This is a genomic window from Arthrobacter sp. B3I4 (assembly GCF_030816855.1).
Taxonomy (GTDB): Bacteria; Actinomycetota; Actinomycetes; order Actinomycetales; family Micrococcaceae; genus Arthrobacter.
The window spans coordinates 3,133,196-3,150,714 of record NZ_JAUSYK010000001.1; the positions used below are offsets into that span (position 1 = coordinate 3,133,196).

General features: G+C 67.2%; 19 protein-coding genes and 1 pseudogene. 7 read left to right on the forward strand and 13 right to left on the reverse strand.

What is annotated here, in order from left to right; all coding sequences use genetic code 11:
* Positions 1-48 precede the first annotated feature (48 nt).
* Complete coding sequence (locus QFZ61_RS14825) at positions 49-861, forward strand: DUF937 domain-containing protein (RefSeq protein WP_307037289.1); 813 nt, start codon at positions 49-51, stop codon at positions 859-861.
* A gap of 165 nt (positions 862-1,026) precedes the next feature.
* Entirely contained in the window at positions 1,027-1,473 is a 447-nt protein-coding gene (locus QFZ61_RS14830; protein ID WP_307037290.1) for a hypothetical protein, read from the forward strand.
* Positions 1,474-1,504: 31 nt separating this feature from the next.
* Here the strand turns inward: QFZ61_RS14830 and QFZ61_RS14835 are convergent, their stop codons facing one another.
* Complete coding sequence (locus QFZ61_RS14835; RefSeq protein ID WP_307037291.1) at positions 1,505-2,077, reverse strand: adenylate kinase; 573 nt, start codon at positions 2,075-2,077, stop codon at positions 1,505-1,507.
* Between the two features lie 26 nt (positions 2,078-2,103).
* Here QFZ61_RS14835 and QFZ61_RS14840 point away from each other — a divergent pair, with 26 nt between their 5' ends.
* Positions 2,104-2,529, forward strand: a complete 426-nt coding sequence (locus tag QFZ61_RS14840; RefSeq protein ID WP_307037292.1) for a GNAT family N-acetyltransferase — start codon at positions 2,104-2,106, stop codon at positions 2,527-2,529.
* A gap of 212 nt (positions 2,530-2,741) precedes the next feature.
* On the forward strand, positions 2,742-3,116 hold the full coding sequence (locus tag QFZ61_RS14845; RefSeq protein ID WP_307037294.1) for a hypothetical protein: 375 nt from the start codon (positions 2,742-2,744) through the stop codon (positions 3,114-3,116).
* 163 nt (positions 3,117-3,279) lie between these two features.
* Here QFZ61_RS14845 and QFZ61_RS14850 read toward each other — a convergent pair whose 3' ends face one another.
* Positions 3,280-5,235 carry an HNH endonuclease signature motif containing protein gene (locus QFZ61_RS14850; protein ID WP_307037296.1) on the reverse strand — a complete coding sequence of 652 codons (1,956 nt, stop codon included), beginning with the start codon at positions 5,233-5,235 and terminating at the stop codon, positions 3,280-3,282.
* Between the two features lie 3 nt (positions 5,236-5,238).
* Entirely contained in the window at positions 5,239-5,394 is a 156-nt protein-coding gene (locus QFZ61_RS14855; RefSeq protein WP_307037297.1) for a hypothetical protein, read from the reverse strand.
* 562 nt (positions 5,395-5,956) lie between these two features.
* Between QFZ61_RS14855 and QFZ61_RS14860 the strand changes: the two genes are divergently transcribed.
* Positions 5,957-6,565: an NUDIX domain-containing protein gene (locus QFZ61_RS14860; RefSeq protein WP_373427165.1), complete on the forward strand. Its 609-nt coding sequence runs from the start codon at positions 5,957-5,959 to the stop codon at positions 6,563-6,565.
* Between the two features lie 49 nt (positions 6,566-6,614).
* Here QFZ61_RS14860 and QFZ61_RS14865 read toward each other — a convergent pair whose 3' ends face one another.
* The 5 genes and pseudogenes from QFZ61_RS14865 to truB all read right to left on the reverse strand — a co-directional run bounded on the left by QFZ61_RS14865 (position 6,615) and on the right by truB (position 10,602).
* On the reverse strand, positions 6,615-7,046 hold the full coding sequence (locus QFZ61_RS14865; protein WP_307037298.1) for a MarR family winged helix-turn-helix transcriptional regulator: 432 nt from the start codon (positions 7,044-7,046) through the stop codon (positions 6,615-6,617).
* Between the two features lie 317 nt (positions 7,047-7,363).
* Positions 7,364-8,589, reverse strand: a pseudogene (locus QFZ61_RS14870) (IS110 family transposase).
* Between the two features lie 201 nt (positions 8,590-8,790).
* A complete protein-coding gene (locus QFZ61_RS14875; protein WP_373427206.1) occupies positions 8,791-9,273 on the reverse strand; it encodes a hypothetical protein in 483 nt (160 codons plus the stop codon).
* Between the two features lie 22 nt (positions 9,274-9,295).
* Positions 9,296-9,649 carry a hypothetical protein gene (locus tag QFZ61_RS14880; protein ID WP_307037302.1) on the reverse strand — a complete coding sequence of 118 codons (354 nt, stop codon included), beginning with the start codon at positions 9,647-9,649 and terminating at the stop codon, positions 9,296-9,298.
* Between the two features lie 2 nt (positions 9,650-9,651).
* The gene (gene truB, locus QFZ61_RS14885; RefSeq protein WP_307037304.1) at positions 9,652-10,602 is read right to left on the reverse strand and encodes a tRNA pseudouridine(55) synthase TruB; all 951 of its coding nucleotides are present in this window, start codon (positions 10,600-10,602) and stop codon (positions 9,652-9,654) included.
* A 68-nt stretch (positions 10,603-10,670) separates the two neighbouring features.
* On the opposite strand from truB, the gene QFZ61_RS14890 reads away from it, so the two are divergent.
* Together QFZ61_RS14890 and QFZ61_RS14895 are read left to right on the forward strand one after the other, a co-directional pair.
* Positions 10,671-11,864 carry a pyridoxal phosphate-dependent aminotransferase gene (locus QFZ61_RS14890; protein WP_307037305.1) on the forward strand — a complete coding sequence of 398 codons (1,194 nt, stop codon included), beginning with the start codon at positions 10,671-10,673 and terminating at the stop codon, positions 11,862-11,864.
* A 61-nt stretch (positions 11,865-11,925) separates the two neighbouring features.
* Positions 11,926-12,120, forward strand: coding sequence for a hypothetical protein (locus QFZ61_RS14895; protein ID WP_307037307.1), 195 nt, complete (start codon positions 11,926-11,928; stop codon positions 12,118-12,120).
* Between the two features lie 98 nt (positions 12,121-12,218).
* On the opposite strand, the gene QFZ61_RS14900 is transcribed toward QFZ61_RS14895, so the two are convergent.
* The 5 genes from QFZ61_RS14900 to QFZ61_RS14920 all read right to left on the reverse strand — a co-directional run bounded on the left by QFZ61_RS14900 (position 12,219) and on the right by QFZ61_RS14920 (position 17,356).
* Positions 12,219-12,566 (reverse strand): CU044_2847 family protein, encoded by a 348-nt coding sequence (locus tag QFZ61_RS14900; RefSeq protein WP_307037310.1) that lies wholly within the window; start codon positions 12,564-12,566, stop codon positions 12,219-12,221.
* Positions 12,563-13,012 carry a thioredoxin gene (gene trxA / locus QFZ61_RS14905; protein ID WP_307037311.1) on the reverse strand — a complete coding sequence of 150 codons (450 nt, stop codon included), beginning with the start codon at positions 13,010-13,012 and terminating at the stop codon, positions 12,563-12,565. The genes QFZ61_RS14900 and trxA overlap by 4 nt, the downstream gene beginning before the upstream one ends.
* Positions 13,013-13,183: 171 nt before the next feature.
* A complete protein-coding gene (rbfA, locus tag QFZ61_RS14910; RefSeq protein ID WP_307037313.1) occupies positions 13,184-13,693 on the reverse strand; it encodes a 30S ribosome-binding factor RbfA in 510 nt (169 codons plus the stop codon).
* A 244-nt stretch (positions 13,694-13,937) separates the two neighbouring features.
* Entirely contained in the window at positions 13,938-16,835 is a 2,898-nt protein-coding gene (gene infB, locus QFZ61_RS14915; RefSeq protein WP_307037315.1) for a translation initiation factor IF-2, read from the reverse strand.
* Between the two features lie 152 nt (positions 16,836-16,987).
* Entirely contained in the window at positions 16,988-17,356 is a 369-nt protein-coding gene (locus tag QFZ61_RS14920; RefSeq protein WP_307037317.1) for a YlxR family protein, read from the reverse strand.
* Positions 17,357-17,519 lie beyond the last annotated feature (163 nt).

The following is a 17,519-nucleotide window of genomic DNA, read 5'->3' on the forward strand; positions in this document are numbered from 1 at the left end:
GGCGCTCCCAGCAACGCCGCGGGTGCCCGCGGCTGAAGGAGAAACGCTATGACTGAGCTTCAGGGCATCCTTGGGCAGATCCCCGTCGACCAACTCGCTGGCATGCTCGGCACAGACCGCCAGACCGCGCAGGCCGCCGTCGAGGCTGCCGTACCCACGCTCCTCGCCGGACTGCACGACAACGCGCAGGCGCCGGAAGGCGCCGCCTCGCTGGAGTCCGCGCTGGGCCAGCACGACAACGGGCTGGTTGACGGCGGGGTCGACGCGGCCCAGATCGACACCGCCGATGGCGAGAAGATTGTCGACCACGTCTTCGGCGGCCGGCAGGATCAGGTGGCCAGCCAGCTCGCGGGCACCGCGCCGCTGGGCGGGGTGAGCCGGGATCTGGTCCGCCGTCTTCTCCCCCTGCTGGCGCCGATTGTCATGTCCTACCTTGCCAAAAAGGTGCTGGGCGGGAGCCGGTCCGGCGGGGGTGCCGGTGCGGGCGGCGCCGGGGGCATCGACCTCGGCGGGATCCTTGGCGGGATTCTCGGCGGCGCCGCGGGCGGCGGCGGTCTTGGCGGCGGTCTTGGGGACATCCTCGGCGGCGTGCTGGGTGGTGGGCGCGGAGCCAACGAGGCTGTCCCGGGCTCTGCTGCTCCTGCGCCCGACGCCGGGCCCTCGCCGGAGCTCCAGCCCCAGGCTGCCCCGCAGACCCAGCCTTCCGGCGGAGCCCCGCAGCCGGGCGAGCTGATCGACATCGACCTCCCCGGGCAACAGGACGAGGCGCCGCAGACACCTCAGAACGATGCCCGGAATGACGGCCAGAACAACGACGGCGGCCTCGGCGGCCTGCTGGGCGGGCTGTTCGGGAAGAAGTGAGGCCGGCCCGCTGGTTTCCGGGGCGGCTGCCCGGCGGGTGTCCGAGGGACTGTGGCCCCCGGTCCGAGTAGCGCCCGGCCCGCTGGTTTCCGAGCCACGCCCGCGGGCCGGCGCGGTCAGGGCCTGTTAAGCTCGCGGTAATTTCGTTCAATGTTGGGGGACATCTTGAAGAACAGAACCGTGGCCCTCGTTGGCCTCACCCTGTTGGCTGCTGCACCGCTGGTTGCCTGGGCAGGCCAGCCTGTTGTCTATGAGCAGTTCGGGCAGCCTGGGCAGGCTGCGGCTTCCCCAGAGTCCGGAGGAGCTGCGGCGGCCCGGGTGAACGGCTCCGTCGGCGGCTACGAGGGCTGGTGGAATGCAACTCCGGCATCGGGAGATACATCCGGACTTCCTCAGGAGGCCGTCGCCGTCAACACCGAAACCGGCGAAGTGGTAGACGCCTTCAATCGCAGGATCAACGATGCAGGCCGACCCACCCAGCTCACGGACGTGAACTACAACGTCACGGCCGACCCTGCCTGGCCAGCTAACTCTGTGGTGATCATCGACACCGCCACTAACCGCGTGATAGCGGACTTCCGCGTCGACGCGCAGGGCGAGCCGGTCCGCTGACTCTGTAACTGACCGGTCTGTGCTCCCTGCGTTAGGAGCGTGCCGGCTGCGGATCTGCTGTCGGGAGCTGCCCCAGCCACGCCTCGAGTTCGCGGGGATGGCCGAAGACGAGGACCTTCGCAGAGCCGGGGGTGCGCTGCAATTCGCGCATTACCCGGCGCTTGCGGTTAAAAGAGCGGAAGTGCCAGCCGATGATCGAATCCCTGGCGAAGAGGCGCCGGAACGACTCATGGTTTCCGTTGCAGACTTTTTCCTTCGTCCTGACCCGTCGCAGCGAGCGGCGGAGCAGCCTCAGCAGCGAAAGCCACCGGGGATAGTCCAGCCCCACGATCAGCTCTGCTCGCGGGACAACGAGGTCGCGCCACACGCCGTAAGCGCTGTCGAGAACCCACTTGTCCTGCTCGGCGATGCGCGCCGCCAGTTCCCGCTGTTGTTCAATACTCGGTTGCCGCCAGCCCGGAAGCCAGCCGATATCGTCGTCGGCGGAGTATTCAGGAAGCCCGGTTTGCGCCGCGTAAGCGCGCGCCGCTGACGATTTGCCGCTTCCGGTGACACCGTAGAAGAGGACCCGCGAAGGGACGGCAGGTGGGGTTCGGGGATGCACGGACCTCAGCATGCCACACTGGTGCAATGCCTGACTTCACCATCTCCACGGGCGCGCACGTGTCCGACGCGGAGGTGCTGGCGCTGTACTCATCGGTCGGGTGGACCGCTTACACCCGGGACCCGCAGCTGCTTATGCGGGCCATCCGAAACTCCTCGTTTCTTGTGGCTGCCAGGGACACCGGCGGCGGGCTGATCGGCTTCGCCCGCACGGTGTCCGATGATGCGACCATCTGCTATCTGCAGGACATTCTGGTTGAACCTGCCTACCAGGGAGCCGGTATCGGCAGGCGACTTTTGGAAGCAATCCAGGCCCGCTACGGGCATGTCCGGCAGACGGTGCTGCTCACCGATAACGAACCCGGCCAGCGCGCGTTCTACGAGGCCTTGGGCTTTACCGAAGGTGCCGACTTCAGCCCGGACCCGTTACGGGCGTTCGTCTTGATCAGGTAGGTCTGAGTCCCCCGGGTCATGGGACCCTGAAGCGGTTGCCGCTGGGGCCTTGTCCAGCGGCGTTGCATGGGTGGCGCTCCGCGAACCCGTCTGGAAGGCCGTCCATGGACTCCCGAAAAAGCGGCCACTATGGTCTTAGCATGTGGAGGCTTGGGGCAGTCTCGATGGTTGGCGTGTCAACTTTGCTGCTTAGCGGTTGCTGGCTCGTGCCGGTGGCTCGCACGGAAGTCTGTGCGGACTGGGTCCGCTTTGACACGATGCAGCAGCGCTATGACCACTCCGGCGCGGTAGCTGTCGGGACATCGGTTAAGCGCGACGGCGAAGTCCGCATCTACGGCTATCAAGCCAACGTCCACATCGTAGAAGTGCAGCAGGTGCTCAAGGGCAAGCTCGGACAGGGCAGCGCTCGAATCGCTTCCATGCCGGTCACATGCGGAGAGACCTACCCCGACGGTGACCCCCTCGACAACGGAGACCGGCAACTATTCTTCCTGACCGAGCTAAACGACGGGTGGTTCACGATGTCCCCCGGCCAAGGATCGGCGCCATTCCCCGACGGCGCTGCACTTCCTTTCGGCACCGGCTGAAGGACGGTCCGCATCGGCCAGCTCACTGAGTTGAGTCGCCGGTCAGGCGTTCAAGAACTTCCCCACACCATTCGGCTCATGCGACCCGGTGCAAGGCATGCTGCCGTGTCAGGCCAACCCCGCATCCACCGTTATTTAGACAATCCCCCACGGCGCGCTGCCGTCATGAGCGGAAGTAGTGGTTTTGTCTTGGTGTTTGGCGTGGGTCGAGGTGGGGTGGCGGGATGAACCACGGTACGCCGCTTCGCAGCTGGATGGTCCAGGCTTCTTTGTGGATTAGATGGTGGTGGTGGGAGCAGAGCAGGGTTCCGTTGTCGGTTCCGGTGGTGCCGCCGCGGGACCAGTAGGTGATGTGGTGGGCTTCGCACCAGGACGCGGGGATGGTGCAGCCGGGGAAGGTGCAGCCCTGGTCGCGGGCGGTGAGGGCTTTGCGGATGTGGGGCGGGAAGACCCGGCTGGTGCGGCCGATGTCCAGGACCCGGCCTTGGGAGCCGAGCAGGACGGGGATGATGTCCGCGTCGCAGGCGATCTTGCGGATCGTTGAGGCCGTGACAGGTCCGGTGAACGCCAGGGTCCCGGTTCCGGTGAACCCTAGCGGCCCGGCTCCGCCGCAACTGAGGCCAGCGGAACCCTGGCCGGTGTTCTGACCGGCGCCTGTACCGAAGCCCTGGCCGACGCTGAATGCGTTACCTCCCTCTGCACTTTGGACGGTGACCCGCCCGAAGCCTTGGCCGAAGCTGGATCCGTTACCGCTCTCCGCGTTGGTGGTGGTGCCGCTGTTGCCGAAGGTGAATCCGTTACCGTCACCGGCGTTGGTGCCGGTGCCGCTGTTGCCGAAGCTGAATCCGTTAGCGCCGGTCTCGGCGTCGGCGCCGCCCCAGGCTTCTGTCCCGGCTGTGGCTGTTGTGGCGGCAGCTGTATTGGTGGTGGTGTGTTGGAGGCGGTCGAGGAGGTCGCGGTAGTCGATGGTGACCATGACCTGGGGCCGGAGGGCGCCGGTGGCGGGCATCCCGCCGGAGGCGAGGGCTACCTTGGAAGCGCCGACGAGGCCGTCGAGGAGTTTCTGCGGCCGGGACCGCCAGTCCAGTCCCGGAACGAACACATCCTGCTCGGCCCGGTCACCTGCGTACCCAGCCCCACCGGCGACCGCAGTGCCGGCTCCTCCTGTCGCGGCGCCCGCAACGCCGGTTGCGGCGGTTCCTTGTGCGGCGGTTCCTTCTGCGGGGGCGTCCCGGGTGCCGGTTCCTGCCGTTTCTTTGGTGTTGGCGTTGGTGCCAGGGCCGGTGCCGGAGCCTTGAGGGCCGGGGTTGCGGGGGTTGGTGGCGGTGTTCATGGCGGTGAGGAGGTGTTCGAACTGTTCGTTGGTCGCGAAGATTTCCAGGTGCTGCAACCCGTGGCGGGGCCGGCGAATGAACACGCCCTGAAGCTGGCGCAGGAGCTCTTCGGAAGGTTCTCCGCCGTCCTGGTCGATGCCGTCCACCCAGCGCCGGGCCAGGCGGGACAGGAAGTCCGGGTCATGCTCGGCCGCGGCCCGGGTCAGGGAGTGTTCCATCCGGGCCGCGGTCTCCGCGTCACAGAGGGGCCGGACCCGTTCCAGGGCCTGGTTGATGATCGTCGCCGACCGGGTCGGGACGTCCCCGGCAGCGAACGCGTCGGCGAGTTCCTCGTGCACCGGCGGCAGCCGGCCCCCGGTGATGCCGGTGCGCGGCAGCACGGTGCGGGCCAGAGACAGGCGGCGGTGCGCTTCGGCGGCGCTGATCTGCAGCCGGTCCCGCAAGAAGTCCTCGGTCCGGCGGTACCCGTCTTCCCCGGCCGGGACCGCGTCCGGGGCGGACGTGCGGGTCCGGTCCACCGCCCCGGCGGCCATAACCTGCAGGTACTCCAGGGCCCGGCCGGCTTCCTCGATCTGCCCGGCGTACGCCGCCGCGTCGCGGAAGCCCAGCCCAGCAGTGTCTTCGGCAGCGGTTGCCGTCAGCTCACGCAACTGGCCCAGCACATCATCCAACAATGGAGTCGTCGGCCCGGTCTCCAGCGGCGGGGCGGTCGGCCCGGCACCGCAACGGCCGTCAGCGTCCGGCCGGGTGGCCGGTGAAGAGGTGACCGCTGCGCTGGTTCCCATGAACTAAGCCTGCCGCAGACCTATGACATTAATTGCGGCAGGATGATCGGCCGCGGCCGGCTCAGCAGCTCGGGGTTCGGCGTCGAGGGACGCCAACCGGCGGCCGTCAGCGTCCGGCCGGGTGGCCGGTGAAAAGGTGACCGCTGCACTGGTTCCCATGACCTAATCCTGCCGGGGACCTCTGACAATTGATTGCTGCAGGATGATCGGCAGCACGCGACGTAGGCGCTCCGGGTTCAGCGTCGATGGACGAAAGCTGGCGGCAGCATCCGCCGGCCGGATGGCCGGTGAAAAGGTGGCCGCTGTACTGGTTCCCATGAACTAAGCCTGGCGGAGACCTATGACAGTAAGAGTTTTTGCAGGATGATCGACCGCAGCCGTATCGGCAGCAGCACGAGGCGCTCCGGACTCGGCGTCGACGAACGCCGACCAGCGGCCATCGCTTGCCGGGCGGGTGGCTGGTGAAAAGGTGACCGCTGCGCTGGTTCCCTTTGACGTAATCCTGCCGGAGACCTATGACAATAATTGCTGCGGCATTTGAGGCAGGCAGGACCGGCTGCTGCAGCACGTCCTTCGCCCCGGGTGCAACGCTCTCCCGCCGGGCGCCAATCGCCAGACTTCCGCCGCTCCCCCGCCAGCGATAGCGGCAGATTACTTCGGGTGACCCGGAAAGTGAGCCGGATGGAGGCCTTCGCGGGAATGGTCGTGACAGACTGACGGAATGGACAGCTCAGCCGCCCCGCAGCCCGACACCCACCAGAGCGCCGGAGCGCCTGGCGGGGACCGTCCAGCCGGAACAGGCTCCCCGGAGTCTCCGCCAGCAGCGAAAAACCCCTACCTCGAACCCCGCCGGCCGCTCGGGCCCCGCGACCCTGGCGATGCCTGGGTGGAGGGCGAGCACGGCCGGTTCTGGGGCCGGTTCGGCTCGGCGGGATTGCTGGTGCACGATGCCGCTAAGGGAGTCCTGCTGCAGCACCGGGCGACGTGGAGCGACCAGGGCGGCACCTGGGGTCTTCCCGGCGGCGCCCTGCACCAGGGCGAGGACGCGGTCGACGGGGCCCTCCGGGAGGCCAAAGAGGAGGCTGCGGTGCCGCCAGCGTCCGTCCGGGTACTGTTCACCTCAGTCTTCGACGTCGGGTATTGGTCCTATACGACCGTTGCTGCACAGGTTGTGGAGCCGTTCGAACCAGTCATCAGTGACCCCGAGAGCCTGGAACTGCAGTGGGTGGACCTCGACGGCGTCGGCGAGAAGAACCTGCACCCCGGCTTTGCCGCAGCCTGGCCCGCCCTGCGGCGCAGGTTGGACGACGGACACCAAAGCAGCAACTGAAGATCGCAAGCGGCGCGTTTAGGAACGAACGTCGACTGAGATCAGCTGCTCAGGATTTTCCGGGCCCTTGAAACGCTGCCAGAATCCTGGCCAGATCGTGCTGAAGATTGGTCCAGCCTTCCAGATCCTCGGGAAGTGCATCCCGCTCGATCTGGTGCGCCGTCGCCAGCGCCGCGCTCCCGGCAGGCGTCAAGGCGACCGCGAACTGCCGCCGGTCGTGCTGATCACGAGTCCGGGTCACCAGACCCGAGTCTTCGAGGCGGCCCAGCACCTTGCCGAGGGACTGGCTTTGCACGGCAATGCGCCGCGCCAACTGTTCCTGGTTCATCGGCCCGCCGGCAAGCCCCTCAAGGGCAATGACACCTGCATGGGTGAGGCCCAGGGCCGCCAGCGCCTTATCCTTGCGGCGCTCAACCACTCGGGCCGCCATGGACAGCAACTGGTCGGTCCGCCACTTCTTCGAGTCTTGGCCTGCGCTCATTTCGGGCACCCAGGCCGACGGCGCTCCCCCGGACGGCCCGCGCCCGGATTCGGCCCCGCAGTTGCGCCTGTCGGCTCCCATGTTGCTCGGGGAGCGGCGGTCAATGTGCCCATGATGCCTCCCTCGCTGTGGTGGACAAACGCGGCTGCCCGGCTGACGCAGTCCGCGTCGCTGGTACTACCATAAGCATGCTTACTATGCCTTTGGCAAGTTTGCTTACTATTCCGCTTTTGGCGGGGCACGGCCAACCTCGCCCCGGACCGGAGCGAGGGAGGGGCAGAGTGTATTAGGCCCGGGGGGTGCCTCTATGGTTTTCGTCAAGCGGCTGAGGGTAGCCGTGGTTCGTAGAAGGTGCCGTCCCTGAGCATGGCGTAGAGGGTGTCGCAGCGGCGGCGGGCCAGGGCGATGAGAGCCTGGTTGTGACGTTTGCCTTCGGCTCGCTTCCGGTCGTAGTAGGCCCTCGACGGAGGATCTTTTAGCGCGGCGAAGGCGGAGAGGAAGAGGGCTCTTTTGAGGATCTTGTTTCCCTTCCGCGATGCGTGGTCTCCGCGGATTGATGTTCCGGATCTCCAGGTCACGGGGGCGAGGCCTGCGTAGGAGGCCAGGTGCCCGGCAGATGCGAAGTCTTTGCCGACGATCTCTGTGAGGATCCGTGCTGCGGTCCTGACGCCGACCGCCGGGAGTGACGTCAGGACCGGGTGAAGAGGGTGGGCCTCCACGAGGGCTTCAACCTGGGTGAAAACGGTGTCGCGGGCCTGCCGGATGTCGGCGAGCATCGTCGCCAACTGTGGCAGCACGATCGTGGCAGCGTTTGTCCCGACGACGGTGACCGTTTGTTGGTCCAGTGCGTCGATGATCTCGTCGGCGAGGCGTTCGCCCATCCTGGGTGCAAGCTTCGTGAGCCGGTTTGCGATCCTGCGCCGGCCGGCATGGCGGAGGGCTTCGGGGGTCGGCCAGGTCCGCAGCAGGTCCAACACTGCCGGGTGGTCCAACCGCGGGCCCAGGACACGCTCCAGTGCGGGGTGGATCTGGGTCAGCAGGCCCCGGATCCGGTTCGAGGTTGCGGTGGCCTGTTTGGCCAGGTCGTCATCGAAGCCGCAGAGCATGGTCAGTTCCGCGAGCTGTTCGTCTGCGATCTGGATGGAGCGCAGTGTGTGCGGCATGGTCCGTGCCGCTTCGGCGATGATGAACGCGTCCCGCGCGTCGGTTTTCGCTTCGCCGGGGTGCAGGTCCGCGATTCGACGCATCGCCAGCCCGGGCAGGTATCCGACTGTGACGCCGGCGGCCCGGGCAACCGCGACGGGGAGTGCACCGATCGTGGCCGGCTGGTCAACCACGAGCAGGATACTGCCGTGCCTGCTCAAAGAGCCGAGGATGTCGCGCAGCCGGGCCTCGTCGTTGGGCAAAGCCTTGTCGAAGAGTTTCTTACCGGCCCGGTCCACGGCAACGGCGTGGTGCTCGCCCTTGCCGACGTCCAGGCCGATGAAGACATCAATGCTTTCGTGGTTTCCGATCACCTGTACCTCCAGTCGCAGCAGCTGATACCCAGTGCTGGACTGTCCGCGGTGTCAGAGCCCGGCACCCACGTTACGCACGACGATCCCAACCTGTCCTGCCTCTATTAGCGGTCTCTCCGGCACCTACCGGACCCGGTGACAACACCCCCCGGATCATTGACGACTGGGGGCGGCAATCATGCCGGGGCCGGCAGGCCAGCACACCCATATCCTGCAACAGGAACGGGCTACGAAAAAGGTAACGTGGGGCGGCGGCGGTACAGCCAGATGAGACCAAGGACCGGCAGCAGCAGTGGGATGAAGCCGTAGCCGCGTCCGAACAGCGACCATACCGTCTCGTGCGGGAAGTTCACCGCGTCGAACAGGCTGAGCGCGCCCACTACCAGCACCCCGATAAGTTCCACTAGTACAGCGGCGACCGATACTTTGAACCAGGTGCGCCCGGCTTTCGCGAGCGAAACCGTTGCCACGATGTAGACGACGGCGGCGAACGCGGAAAGCAGGTACGCCAGCGGCGCCTCGGAGAATTTGGTGAGGATTTGATAGCCGGCCCGCGCCGTGGCCGAGAGGGCGAAGACCGCGTACACAGCAATCAGCAGCCTGCCCGGTCCGGTGTTGCGGGTGTCCTTGCCCGGGGCCGCGGAACCGGCCGGAGCGGCCTGGGAAGACCCGGAAGCGGTAGCGCCGGTGTTCTGCTGGAAAGCCTTCATGTTCTTCTTTGCCTCTTCCACGTCAATACCAGATCTGGTTCATCCGGGCCGCCATCACCAAGGCGGTGACACCCACGGCCGCCAGCACGAAGTTGCTCCACCGGGTACGTTCCAGGATCGCCCAGTAAACCGCGCCTACCGGCAGCATCAGCGCTGTGACCAGGTAGCCCCAAAACTCCCAGGGCTCCCCCGCGATCCGCTCGCCGGACACCACCCGAACAATCGAACCAACCAGGTACACCAGCAGGGACAGCTCGACGGCGGCCACTGACAGGATGGTTGCGTCGTTCGGTGCCTTCTTCAGGACACCCGCGCCGACGCACAGCACGGTGGAGAGCAAACCCACCACCAGGATGATGTAGAAATACGCGTCCACCGCTAGCCCACCGGCTTGTCGACGGCGGGCTTCGCCGCAGCAGGCTTCTCATTGTCCGGAGCGAAGACCAGTACCGGCTTGGCGTAGTTGCCGGCGTCGGCCAGCAGCGCCACCAGCGAGCCATCCGGCGCGAATGCCGCCGCCGGGTTTTCCGCTGTGGCGGCCTCCGGCGAGCCGGCTGCGGCACCTGCCGGAATACGACGGCCGAAGGACAGTTCAACCGTCTCGTCGGCGCTGAGTTCGCGGTTGGGCATTAGCGCCCGGGCCGCCTGCGACATCTCCAGCAGGTCGAGCTCGACAGCCAGCTCCTCAAGGGTGTGCGCCTGGTCCAGGCTGTACGGTCCCACCTGGGTCCGCCGGAGTGCAGTGAGGTGGCCGCCCACGCCCAGTGCGTCGCCGAGGTCCCGGGCCAGCGCCCGGATGTACGTGCCCGAGGAGCATTCCACGGTCACGTCCACGTCTAAGAGTGCCCCCTCCTGCGGCCGGCGGAGCTCGTGAATGTCGAACCTATGGATGGTCACCGGCCTTGCTGCGAGTTTGACGTCCTCACCGGATCGGACGCGGGCGTAGGCACGCTCGCCGTTGACCTTGATGGCACTGACGCTGCTGGGTACCTGCTGGATCTCGCCGGTGAGGGCCGCGACGCCGGACCGGACGTCGTCGTCCGTGACCGCGGCGGCACTCCGCGCGTGGGTGATCTCCCCCTCGGCGTCGTCCGTGATGGTCGACTCACCAAGGCGGATGGTGGCGGTGTACGTCTTCGAGGTGCCGACGATGTACGTCAGCAGTCGGGTGGCTTTATTGATGCCGAGCACCAACACGCCGGTGGCCATGGGATCGAGGGTCCCGGCGTGGCCTACCTTTCGGGTACCGGCGATCCGCCGCATCCGTCCAACCACATCGTGGCTGGTCCAGCCTTGCGGCTTGTCCACTATCACCAGTCCAGAAAGCACGCTTCCCAGTATATCCGCGCTGCGGCGGCTCCCCGGCGCGGTCCAAGCCTGCCGCTAGGATGGCAGACATGCCCGAGCTTGCCCCGCACGTCAGTGAAGTTCCCGTCAACCAGATCCGTGAAATCACCGAAGCCGCCTGGCACACGCCGGGAGCCATCGTGCTGAGCATTGGCGAGCCCGGCTTCGCCCTCCCCCGGCATGTGCTCGATGCCGGCATGGCCTGCCTGGACCGGGACGAGACGGACTACACCCCCAACGCAGGCATCCCCGCCCTGCGGGAAGCCTTCGCCGCGCGGTTCCGGGAACACAACGCGACGCCGGTCGGCGCGGAGCGGGTGTACGTCGTCGACGGCGCGCAGCAGGGGCTGCACTTCGCCATGAGTCTGCTGCTGTCCCCCGGCGACGAAATCCTGATTCCCAACCCTGGTTACCCGACCTTTGCGATGACGTCCAGCCTGCTGCACGCGGTTCCGGTCCGGTACCCGCTCTACCCGGAGCACGACTTCCAGCCGCGGATCGAGGACATTGAAGAGCTGATCACGCCGCGCACCAAGGTACTGGTCCTCAACTCGCCGTCGAACCCGCTCGGGGCCGTGCTTGGCGAGGACCTGACCCGCAGCCTGGTGGAGCTGGCCCGTCGACGCGACCTGTGGATCATCTCGGACGAATGCTATGAGGCCTTCACCTACGATGTCCCACATGTCAGCCCGGCCCGCTTCGACAGCGACGTTCCCGGCGAGGCCCGGGTCTTCACCTCTCTGACCCTGTCCAAGACCTACGGACTGACCGGCTTGCGGATCGGGGCCCTGATCTGCCCGCCCGGACTCGAGCAGAAGATGAACAACGTGATGGAGGCGATCGTCTCGTGCGTTGCGTCGCCGTCGCAGTACGCGGCCCTGGCCGCCCTGACCGGTCCACAGGACTACGTGAGCCAGGCCCACGCGCACTACCGGGCCAACCGGGACGCCGCCTCCGCGGTACTGGCGGCCAAAGGGATCCCTTTCCTTACGGCGCAGGGCGCGTTCTACCTGTGGGCGGACGTCTCGCATGTCAGCGAAGGCGATGTCCGGGCCTGGGTCCGCCAGTTCCTCCGGGAGGCCGGTGTGGCTTTCGCGCCGGGCACCGCGTTCGGCTCCATCGGCGAGGGCTGGATCCGCATTGCCTTGTGCGGTAGCCCGGCAGACCTGGTCGAGGGCCTCACCAGGCTTCCCGCACGGGTCGCAGCTCCGGAGTCCCTACCGCAGGAACTTTCCCCGCAGTAGCCTGTCTCCACGCGGGTCCGTGCGGCTCACGCACCCGGACAGCGTTACGAGGAGGACCCTGATGTGGTGGCAGGACTTGTTATGGGGCATCTGGAACGGCATCACGGCCTGGATCGTGCTCATTGCACACGTCTTCGGCGCGTGGAAAGAGTTTCCCTTCTACAACATGGGCCGTGCCGGTAACTGGTATGACTTCGGTTTCCTGCTGGGAATGGGTTCTCCCCTGCTCGGCACCCTGGGCCGACGGCGGCGCTGACGTCCGACGTCGGGAGCAGCTGTCGGGAGCGGCGGCGTTAACGTCCGACGTCGGGAGCGGCTGCCGGGCGCGGCGGAAGCGGCTGCGACAGGAGCGGGTCAGAGCCTGATTTCGTCTTCCGGCGCGGACAGCGGCACCGGCGGCGCCGTGAAGGACATCTTGACGACAAAGTGCGCCTCGGCACAGTTCCGCGCAATGATCGCCCCCGCTTCGCCCGCCAGCTTCACCCCGAACTGCAGTTCAAGGTGTTCCGGAGCCAGTTCCCTCATCACGTCGGCGGCGGCCTTCGCGGCGGGCCTGTCGGCAGCCAAGGCGTCTTCCAGCCGCCGCCCGGCGTCAAGGATCCCCAGCTCATTGCGGGCGGGCCGGTCCACGCCGAAGCTGCCCTCCTCCACCTCGACCAGCACCGTTCCCGAGCCGACCTCGTAGCGCATGATCTCGGTCATTGCCTGCTCCCTTCAGGTCTGGCGGCCAGCGCGCCGTCCAACCAGCTCCGCAGGGCGGCCGCCGGCGGTGCCCCTGCCTGCCGCGCCACGACCTTGCCGTCGATGATGACCAGCAGCGTGGGAATGGCCTGGACGTCGAAGCGCCGGGACAGCGCCGGGGACTTGTCCACATCGACCTTAACGAGCTTGATCGTGCCGGCACGATCCTGTGCCAGTTTCTCCAGTACCGGGCTGACCATGCGGCAGGGGCCGCACCACGCCGCCCAGAAGTCCACCAGGGCCGGCACCGGGGACTGCTCCGCTACGGCGGCGAAGTCCGCATCGCCGGCGTCGGCAATCCAGGGCAGGTCCCGGCGGCATTTGCCGCAGCGGGGACGCCCGGCCGCGGCGGCAGGAACACGGTTCATCGCGCCACAATGGGAGCATTTGACCACGGCGGCGGTCATGGCGTCCCGCCGTCGTTCCGTCCGCCCGCAGTCATGACTCCATGGGACGCCCCGTCCCGCACCGGGCATAGGGTCCAAGGTCCCTGCCTACGGCAGGCCCGCTCAAGCACCCGGACCAGACGCAACTGGCCGGCCCCGCAGACGGAACCGGCCAGTGCTGGTGCTGCAGATTTACTTATTGGCGTCTTCGTCGAAGTCGTCGCCGGCGCTGAGGTCGCTGTCTTCTTCATCGAAGTCGTCTTCGTCAAGTTCGACGTCCTCGGGGATGTCGCTCTTGTACGGATCGGCGTCGCCGGCGTGCTTGGCGCTGGCTGCGAGGGCGGCCACTTCCGCGTCACGCTTCTTGGCCTCCCGGAGCAGTTCTTCGAGGTTCGAGGCCACCACCGGAATCTGGTCGGCGACGAACTCCAGGGTGGGGGTCAGCCGGACCGTGATGTTGCGGCCGACCTCCTGGCGCAGCACACCCTTGGCCTTCTCGAGCCCCTTGGCCGCATCAGCCTGGGCGACGTCATCGCCGAACACGGTGTAGTAGATCGTGGCGTGCTGCAGGTCATTGGTCACCCGCGCATCGGTCACGGTAACGCCCTCCAGCCGGGGATCCTTCACCCTCCGACCCAAAGCCTCGGCGACCACAACCTTAATCCGCTGCGCCAACTTGGCAGCCCGTGCGGGATCAGCCATTTCCACTCCTAAAAAAATTTGGATGTACGACGTCGCAATGGCGACCGGTACACGCTTCAGTTAGTTGCCACGCGCCTAAGGCAAGCCTACGACGGTCTCCCGTTGGATTTTTCCGGCGGCCTGGGAGTGGCATCGGGCCTGTCGGAGCTGGGCGGCCGACGTCGTCAGACGTTGGCCGCCCAGCGCAGGGGCGGGGCCGCCGGAAAAATCCAACGGCCCCGCACCTTTGTAACGCTAGCTACGACTAGACGCGCGGCTTCTCGCGCATCTCGAAGGTCTCGATGATGTCACCTTCGTTGATGTCGTTGTACGAGCCAAGACCGATACCACACTCGAAGTCCGTGCGGACCTCGGTGGCGTCGTCCTTGAAGCGCTTGAGCGTCTCGACGGCGAGGTTGTCACCGATGATCTTGCCGTCGCGGCTGATGCGGGCCTTCGCGTTGCGCCGGATAACACCGGAGCGGACGATCGAGCCTGCAATGTTGCCGAACTTGGAAGAACGGAACACTTCGCGGACCTCGGCGGTGCCAAGCTGGACCTCTTCGTACTCCGGCTTGAGCATGCCCTTGAGGGCTGCTTCGATGTCATCGATTGCTGCGTAGATGACGGAGTAGAAGCGCATGTCCACGCCTTCGCGGTCTGCCAGTTCGGCAACGCGCTCGGCGGGCTTGACGTTGAAGCCGATGATGACGGCGGAGTCGACAGTGGCCAGGTTGACGTCGTTCTGGGTGATCGCACCGACACCGCGGTGGATGACGCGGAGCTGGACGCCCTCGCCGACATCGATCTTGAGCAGCGCGTCTTCGAGGGCTTCCACGGCACCGGACACGTCACCCTTGAGGATGAGGTTGAGGGTGTCGATCTTGCCGTCCGCGACGGCCTGGTCGAAGTCTTCCAGGCTGATGCGCTTGCGGCGCTTGGCCAGGGCGGCGTTGCGGTCGGCAGCTTCACGCTTCTCGGCGATCTGGCGGGCGGTACGCTCGTCAGCGGTCACGAAGAAGGTGTCACCGGCGCGCGGGACGTTGGACAGACCCAGCACCTGCACGGGGCGGGACGGGCCTGCCTCGGTCAGGGCGCTGCCGTCGTCGTCGAACATAGCGCGGACGCGGCCGTGGGCCGTGCCTGCCACGATCGTGTCGCCGACGTGCAGCGTACCGGACTGGACCAGGACGGTAGCAACGGCACCGCGGCCCTTGTCGAGGTTGGCTTCGATCGCGATACCGCGGGCGTCCTTGTTCGGGTTGGCGCGCATGTCCAGGGCGGCATCTGCGGTGAGCAGAACGGCCTCGAGCAGCTCGTCGATGTTGAGGTTCTGGCGGGCAGAGACCTCCACGAACATGGTGTCGCCACCGTACTCTTCCGGAACCAGTCCGTATTCGGTCAGCTGGCCGCGGACCTTCTCCGGGTTGGCGCCTTCCTTATCGATCTTGTTCACGGCCACGACGATTGGCACGTTGGCGGCCTGGGCGTGGTTGAGGGCTTCAACGGTCTGCGGCATAACGCCGTCGTCCGCTGCGACCACGAGGATGGCGATGTCGGTGACCTTCGCACCACGGGCACGCATGGCGGTGAACGCCTCGTGGCCCGGGGTGTCGATGAAGGTGATCTTGCGATCTTCGCCTTCATGGTTGTGCGTGACCTGGTAGGCACCGATGTGCTGCGTGATGCCGCCGTGTTCGCCGGCCATGACGTCCGACTTGCGGATGGCGTCGAGCAGGCGGGTCTTACCGTGGTCGACGTGGCCCATGACGGTGACAACCGGAGGACGGGCCTCGAGTTCCTCGTCGCCTTCAGCTTCCAGCTCGGCCTCGAAGTCGATGTCGAAGCCGGAGAGCAGCTCGCGCTCCTCATCTTCCGGGGACACGACCTGGAGCTTGTAACCCAGCTCCTCGCCCAGCAGGGCAAAGGTCTCTTCATCCAAGGACTGGGTGGCAGTAGCCATTTCGCCGAGGTGGAAGAGCACGGTCACCAGTGCGGCCGGGTTCGCCTCGATCTTGTCGGCGAAGTCCGTGATGGACGAGCCGCGGCGGAGCCGGACTACGGTGTTGCCGTCGCCGCGGGGTACGCTCACGCCGCCCAGCGACGGGGCACTCATCTGCTCAAGTTCCTGGCGCTTGGCACGCTTCGACTTGCGCTGCTTGCCGCGGCCTGCGCCGCCCTTACCGAAGGCACCCTGGGTGCCACCGCGACCGCGGCCACCCTTGCCGAAGCCACCGCCGGCCGGAGCGCCGCCGCCTGCACCGGGACCGCCGGTGCCGGGAGCACCCGGGCGGCCCGGACCACGGCCACCGCCGCCGGGACGGCCAGCACCGGCAGGTGCGGGACGCTCGGTGCGGTTAGGCATCATGCCGGGAGTCGGACGGTTTCCGCCGGCTCCGGGACGGGCGCCGGGAGCACCGGCCGGACGCGGAGCACCCGGACGGGGACCACCGGCACCGGCTGCGGGACGGGGCCCACCGGGACGGGGACCACCGGCACCGGCTGCGGGACGGGGGCCGCCGGGGCGTTCGCCCTCGGTGCGGCTACCGCCCGGACGGGGCATGCCCTGGGAAGGTGCGAACGGGTTGTTGCCCGGGCGGGCAGGACGTTCGTTGTCGCCGCCGCGGCCGCGGGGCATGCCCTGCGACGTTGCGAACGGGTTGTTGCCCGGACGGGGACCGCCCGGACGCGCCGCGGAGCCGCCCTGGCGTGCCGGAGCAGCCGGGGTCTCAGCCTTGGGGGCCGGGCGTGCGCCGGGCTTGGCACCGGTGGACGGGCCAGCCGGAGCCGCTGCGGCGGGGGCCGCCGGAGCTTCTGCAGCCGGAGCGGCGGGCGCCGCTGCGGGTGCTTGGGCCGGAGCCGGTGCGGTAGGGGCGGCTGCGGCCGGAGCTGCAGCTGCGGGTTCGGCGGCCTTCGGCGCGGCCGGTGCCGGCGCGGGCGCCGGTCGGTTTGCTGCCGGGCTGGCCTGGGGGGCGGTCGCGGGAGCTTCGGTCTTCGAAGCGGCCGCGCCGGGGAAGGCGTTGCGGAGTTTCCGCACCACCGGAGCCTCAATGGTGGAAGAGGCAGAGCGAACGAATTCGCCCAGTTCCTGCAGTTTGGTTACTGCATCTTTGGAAGTAATACCGAGCTCTTTAGCAAGCTCATGTACGCGGACCTTGGCCACATTTCTCCTGTCTCGGTCCGCACCGAGCCAGGCACGAACCGTCTACTTCTTACTGCGGGCCTCCGCCGCGTGTGCAGCTGAAAGGCCCATTGCAGAGCGCAACAAAGTTGTCATCGTTGCGCACTCATCGCTGGGAACTCATCGGGTTTCCATCAGTTTTCTGACCCGCTTTCAGGTTGGACGGTTGTTGCTGCGGCCACCGGAGTGTCCACTGCTTGTGTGCCTGCCAGAATCCGGCGTTCGACGTCGGCAGTTCCCGAGGCGCCGTTGAGGGCGCGTCCGAACGCTCGACGTTTAACCGCCAGTGCCAGGCACTTTTCGCTGGGGTGCAGCCATGCCCCCCTGCCAGCCATCCGGCGTCGTTCATCCACCACGACAGCGGATGTTCCGCTGGCATCGGCGACGAGCCGGAGTAACTCCGACCGCAGACCCTTCTTCCGGCATCCAATACAGGTGCGCTCCGGCTGATTCCCGAGGTGTTGCACTTCTGCCACTACGAGTATCTTCCTGCCAGTACGCATCTGCGGGCCCGCCGGCGTCGGGCCACGGGGGCGGACGAGATGGGGCACGCGGATACCGGCCGTTAGGCGCGGTCATGTCCATTCTAGCCCCTCCGGCGCCTGACCCCCGAAACGAGGGGCAGGCCAAGCCGGCGGAGGCCGGCAACGCAGGTGCCGGCGAACG

Excerpts from the sequence above, each read along its gene's own strand:
- QFZ61_RS14860 (WP_373427165.1), top strand. The coding sequence starts at position 5,957 with ATGGACAGCTCAGCCGCCCCGCAGCCCGACACCCACCAGAGCGCCGGA.
- QFZ61_RS14855 (WP_307037297.1), bottom strand. The coding sequence starts at position 5,394 with ATGGGAACCAGTGCAGCGGTCACCTTTTCACCGGCCACCCGGCCGGAC.
- QFZ61_RS14865 (WP_307037298.1), bottom strand. The coding sequence starts at position 7,046 with ATGAGCGCAGGCCAAGACTCGAAGAAGTGGCGGACCGACCAGTTGCTG.
- QFZ61_RS14840 (WP_307037292.1), top strand. The coding sequence starts at position 2,104 with ATGCCTGACTTCACCATCTCCACGGGCGCGCACGTGTCCGACGCGGAG.
- rbfA (WP_307037313.1), bottom strand. The coding sequence starts at position 13,693 with ATGGCTGATCCCGCACGGGCTGCCAAGTTGGCGCAGCGGATTAAGGTT.
- QFZ61_RS14875 (WP_373427206.1), bottom strand. The coding sequence starts at position 9,273 with ATGAAGGCTTTCCAGCAGAACACCGGCGCTACCGCTTCCGGGTCTTCC.
- QFZ61_RS14850 (WP_307037296.1), bottom strand. The coding sequence starts at position 5,235 with ATGGGAACCAGCGCAGCGGTCACCTCTTCACCGGCCACCCGGCCGGAC.
- QFZ61_RS14890 (WP_307037305.1), top strand. The coding sequence starts at position 10,671 with ATGCCCGAGCTTGCCCCGCACGTCAGTGAAGTTCCCGTCAACCAGATC.
- QFZ61_RS14900 (WP_307037310.1), bottom strand. The coding sequence starts at position 12,566 with ATGACCGAGATCATGCGCTACGAGGTCGGCTCGGGAACGGTGCTGGTC.
- trxA (WP_307037311.1), bottom strand. The coding sequence starts at position 13,012 with ATGACCGCCGCCGTGGTCAAATGCTCCCATTGTGGCGCGATGAACCGT.
- QFZ61_RS14920 (WP_307037317.1), bottom strand. The coding sequence starts at position 17,356 with ATGCGTACTGGCAGGAAGATACTCGTAGTGGCAGAAGTGCAACACCTC.
- QFZ61_RS14895 (WP_307037307.1), top strand. The coding sequence starts at position 11,926 with ATGTGGTGGCAGGACTTGTTATGGGGCATCTGGAACGGCATCACGGCC.
- QFZ61_RS14825 (WP_307037289.1), top strand. The coding sequence starts at position 49 with ATGACTGAGCTTCAGGGCATCCTTGGGCAGATCCCCGTCGACCAACTC.